The organism is Salegentibacter agarivorans (assembly GCF_900113135.1).
GTDB classification, from domain to species: domain Bacteria; phylum Bacteroidota; class Bacteroidia; order Flavobacteriales; family Flavobacteriaceae; genus Salegentibacter; species Salegentibacter agarivorans.
The window spans coordinates 1-3,827 of sequence record NZ_FOOH01000051.1 but is presented as its reverse complement, the minus strand read 5'-3'; the positions used below and the strand labels follow the sequence as shown (position 1 = coordinate 3,827).

The following is a 3,827-nucleotide window of genomic DNA, read 5'->3' as shown; positions in this document are numbered from 1 at the left end:
TGGTACTGCTATTTGTGGGAGAGTATGTCACCGCCTTTTTTTAGAAGACCCTTACATTAAGTTGTAAGGGTCTTTTTTTGTTTTAATAAGTTTGGTCCGGTAATATCTTTAGGCTCTAAAGAAACCTTTGCTTTATAAGAATTTACTACCTTATTTAAATTTCTCTATTAATACTCAATACCGGAATATCGTAATTATTAATTATCTCTTCAGTAATACTCGGGCTAAAAATAGTGTCCAGGCCAGAACGTTGATGGGTTATGCTTGTAAAAAGATCTGGTTTTATCTTGTTTATAGCCATTCCTATTCCGCGGGCTTCATTATTAGCACTTAGAGATTGTGTCTTTATATTTTTAACGCCACAATTCTTTAAAAAGTTGCTCATTAAATTCTCTATCTCTTCATATTCTTTGAAATTATAAGGTGTATTTATATAAATCAGATTTTTCTCTGTATTTAAATTCCCAAGGATTTTGAAAATATGCTGAAAGGCAGATTGTGACTCTTCTTTTAAATCGGTAGCGATTAGTATTTTCTTCAGTTTTGAAATATTAAACTTGTACTTAATCGCCAATATGGGAACTTTAGATTGGCGAATAAGTTTTTGAGTATTTGAACCTAATATTTTTTCAAAACCTTTAGTACCGTGCGTACCCATAATTACTAATTCATAGTTTGCAGGATTAACGTAATTATTCAGTTCTTCCATACCGGTATTGAAGATTAGAGTATGCTCTGCTTCTACGTGTTTATCCTCTGCTTTTTTCTCTAAACTTTTTAATTGTTCCTTTGCGTTATTAATTTTCGCCTTGGATTCTGGATATTTATTTTCGTCCTGCTTGTTTAATTTAGACCAATCTACCGGCGTTTGAATATTATGAAGAAATTTTATTGGAAGGTCTAGCAACTTAGCCAATTCAATTCCAAATTCTGATGCATTTCTTGAAGATTCAGAGAAGTCTGTGGGTATGAGTATGTATTTCATGACGCTAAATATTTACCTATAAAGTTATAAAGCTTTATGGCTATATAAAATGATAAAGATCAGGTTTATTCCATAGGAAATTCTGTAGAAAAAATTATTCTGTTATTTTTGAATTCTTATGAAAGTAGACAATTTAGAACAGGGATTTTTCGGCATAGGAATTCAAAATGGTAAAACTCCCGAAAACCTGGGCGTTCTATGGCGCTCGGCCCAAAATATGGGAGCCAGTTATATTTTTACTATTGGGAATCGTTATGCGAAACAGGCTTGTGATACTCATAAAGCAGTGGGTGCAATGCCATATTTCCATTATAAAACTTTTGAAGATTTTTATTCAAATTTACCTAAAGGTGCTATGTTGGTAGGTGTTGAACTTACAAAAGATGCAGAGCCTCTTGAAACTTTTAACCATCCCAGGCGTTGTGTTTATTTACTGGGAGCCGAAGATCATGGCCTTTCTAACCAGGCTATAGAAAAATCCCATTTTTTAGTGAAGTTTAAGTCTAGCTTAAGTTTAAATGTTTCGGTAGCAGGAAGCATTATCATGTACGATCGTAATAGTAAACTTTTTTAAACCTGTGTCTACAAAAAAAACCTGGTATTGAGATTATTTCTTCGGTTTAAGACATTTGATTTTTCAGATTTAATATTCCTTTATTTTTATTTTTTGTTTGAGTCTTATATAACCGAATTTTGAGGATTTTTTAAACAGTTTGGTTAAATTAGCGGCAATTACAATAAAACTTAAAAGAATGAGATATTTATCCAGAGCTTTGCTTGGCCTTGCCGTAGCAGGAATGTTTAGTACCGGCGCTAAAGCCCAGGAGGTTGTAGGAAACAACCAGGGAGATTTTAATGAATTTATGGACCGTAGTGGTAATATGTACCGCGCTGCTTCAGGAAGACCGGGCCCCGAATACTGGCAGAATGAAACCGATTATGATATAGATGTCACTCTAAATGACGAAGAACATACCATTAAAGGGAAAATCACATTAACCTATACCAATAACAGTCCGCATGAATTAGACTTCATCTGGATGCATTTAGAGCAAAACCGCTTTACCGAAGATTCTCGTGGTACACTAACTACCCCAATTCAGGGCAATCGTTATAACGGAGATATTGACGGGGGCTATACTATCTCAAATTTAGAAGCCAAAGTAAAAAGAAGTTCATCTTCAAATTACTTAATAAACGATACCAGAATGCAGGTATTTTTTGAAGATCCTATTCCTGCAAATGGTGGAAAAGCCACCGTCTCTATGAATTTTGAGTATAAAATACCAGTAGAAGGAATGGACCGTATGGGAAGACTGGATGTGGAAGACGGGACTATTTACGCTCTCGCACAATGGTTTCCTAAAGCGGCGGTTTATGATGATGTGGAAGGATGGAATATAGAACCCTATCTTGGTGCAGGTGAGTTTTACTTAGATTATGGCGATTACGATTATAAAATTACTGCCCCGGCCAGCCATATTGTGGTAGCTTCGGGTGAGTTACAGAACCCCAGGCAGGTATTGTCTTCTACCGTAAGAGATAGAATGGAAAGGGCTAAAGAAAGTGATTCTACGGTTTATTTAATTAAACCTGAAGAAGTAAATGATATGTCGTTACGCGCTAAACAGGAAGGTACGCTAACCTGGCATTTTAAAATGGAAAACACCCGTGATGTAGCTTTTGGTTCTTCAAAAGCATTTATCTGGGATGCGGCTAAAATAGATTTGCCTAGCGGAAAAAAAGCAATGGCGCAATCGGCTTACCCAAAAGAGAGTGATGGGCAGCATGCCTGGAGCCGTTCTACTGAATATTCTAAAGCTTCGGTTGAACATTATTCTGAAAAATGGTTTGAATATCCTTATCCGGTGGCTGTGAATGTTGCTGCTGATATAGGCGGAATGGAATATCCCGGACTTAACTTTTGCGGTTGGAAGAGTGAAGGTGCTTCGCTTTGGGGCGTTACAGACCACGAATTTGGTCATAACTGGTTCCCGATGATCGTTGGTTCTAACGAAAGAAGATACGCCTGGATGGACGAAGGGTTTAATACTTTTATTAATTATTACAGTACCTTAGATTTTAACAATGGCGAATATCCTGCGAGATTAAATAAAACCAGGAATATGACAGGCTGGTTTACCAGTGAACAAAGAGAAGGAATCGATACTTATCCAGATGTTTCTAACTTAAGAAACCTGGGAATGATCGCTTACTACAAGCCCGCAATTGGCTTATTATTACTTAGAGAGTATATCTTAGGAGAAGAGCGTTTTGATAATGCTTTTAAATCTTACATTGAAACCTGGGCATATAAACACCCTCAGCCAGCCGATTTCTTTAATCATATGGAGAATGTTTCAGGAGAAAACCTTTCCTGGTTCTTTCAAAAATGGTTTTACGGTACAGGTAATATAGATTTAGGTTTAGATGGAGTGAGACAATATGAAGGTAATTACATTATTTCTTTAACTAATAAGGGTGAAATCCCAATGCCGGTTAAAATGGAAATTACTTACGAAGATGGTTCTTCAGAAAATGTAACTCTTCCGGTAGAGATTTGGCAGCGTGGGGATTCATGGAATTATCTACACCGCACCGATAAATCTATTGAAAATGTAGAGTTAGATCCTAATAAAATTTTACCAGATGTAAACTCTGGCAACGATGACTGGCCAAATTCTTTTTACCAGGATTAATAGCTAAAAATTCTAAAATTAAAAGCCGTTTAAATTTTATTTAAACGGCTTTTTGTTTGCCCTGCATGCAAACAATTCCGAGGCTTGAAAGAAAGCCCGCTCACCTGATCGGAGGGAAGAGCAATGTAAAGTCAAGTGCGTCA

The 3,827-nt window shown here is 36.3% G+C and carries 3 protein-coding genes; 2 read left to right on the top strand and 1 reads right to left on the bottom strand.

The window, feature by feature from the left end:
- Positions 1-154 precede the first annotated feature (154 nt).
- Positions 155-985: a universal stress protein gene (locus BM084_RS18945; protein WP_093306693.1), complete on the bottom strand. Its 831-nt coding sequence runs from the start codon at positions 983-985 to the stop codon at positions 155-157.
- 118 nt (positions 986-1,103) lie between these two features.
- On the opposite strand from BM084_RS18945, the gene BM084_RS18940 reads away from it, so the two are divergent.
- The gene (locus tag BM084_RS18940; RefSeq protein WP_075325882.1) at positions 1,104-1,559 is read left to right on the top strand and encodes an RNA methyltransferase; all 456 of its coding nucleotides are present in this window, start codon (positions 1,104-1,106) and stop codon (positions 1,557-1,559) included.
- 178 nt (positions 1,560-1,737) lie between these two features.
- Positions 1,738-3,684 carry a M1 family metallopeptidase gene (locus tag BM084_RS18935; RefSeq protein WP_093306695.1) on the top strand — a complete coding sequence of 649 codons (1,947 nt, stop codon included), beginning with the start codon at positions 1,738-1,740 and terminating at the stop codon, positions 3,682-3,684.
- Positions 3,685-3,827 lie beyond the last annotated feature (143 nt).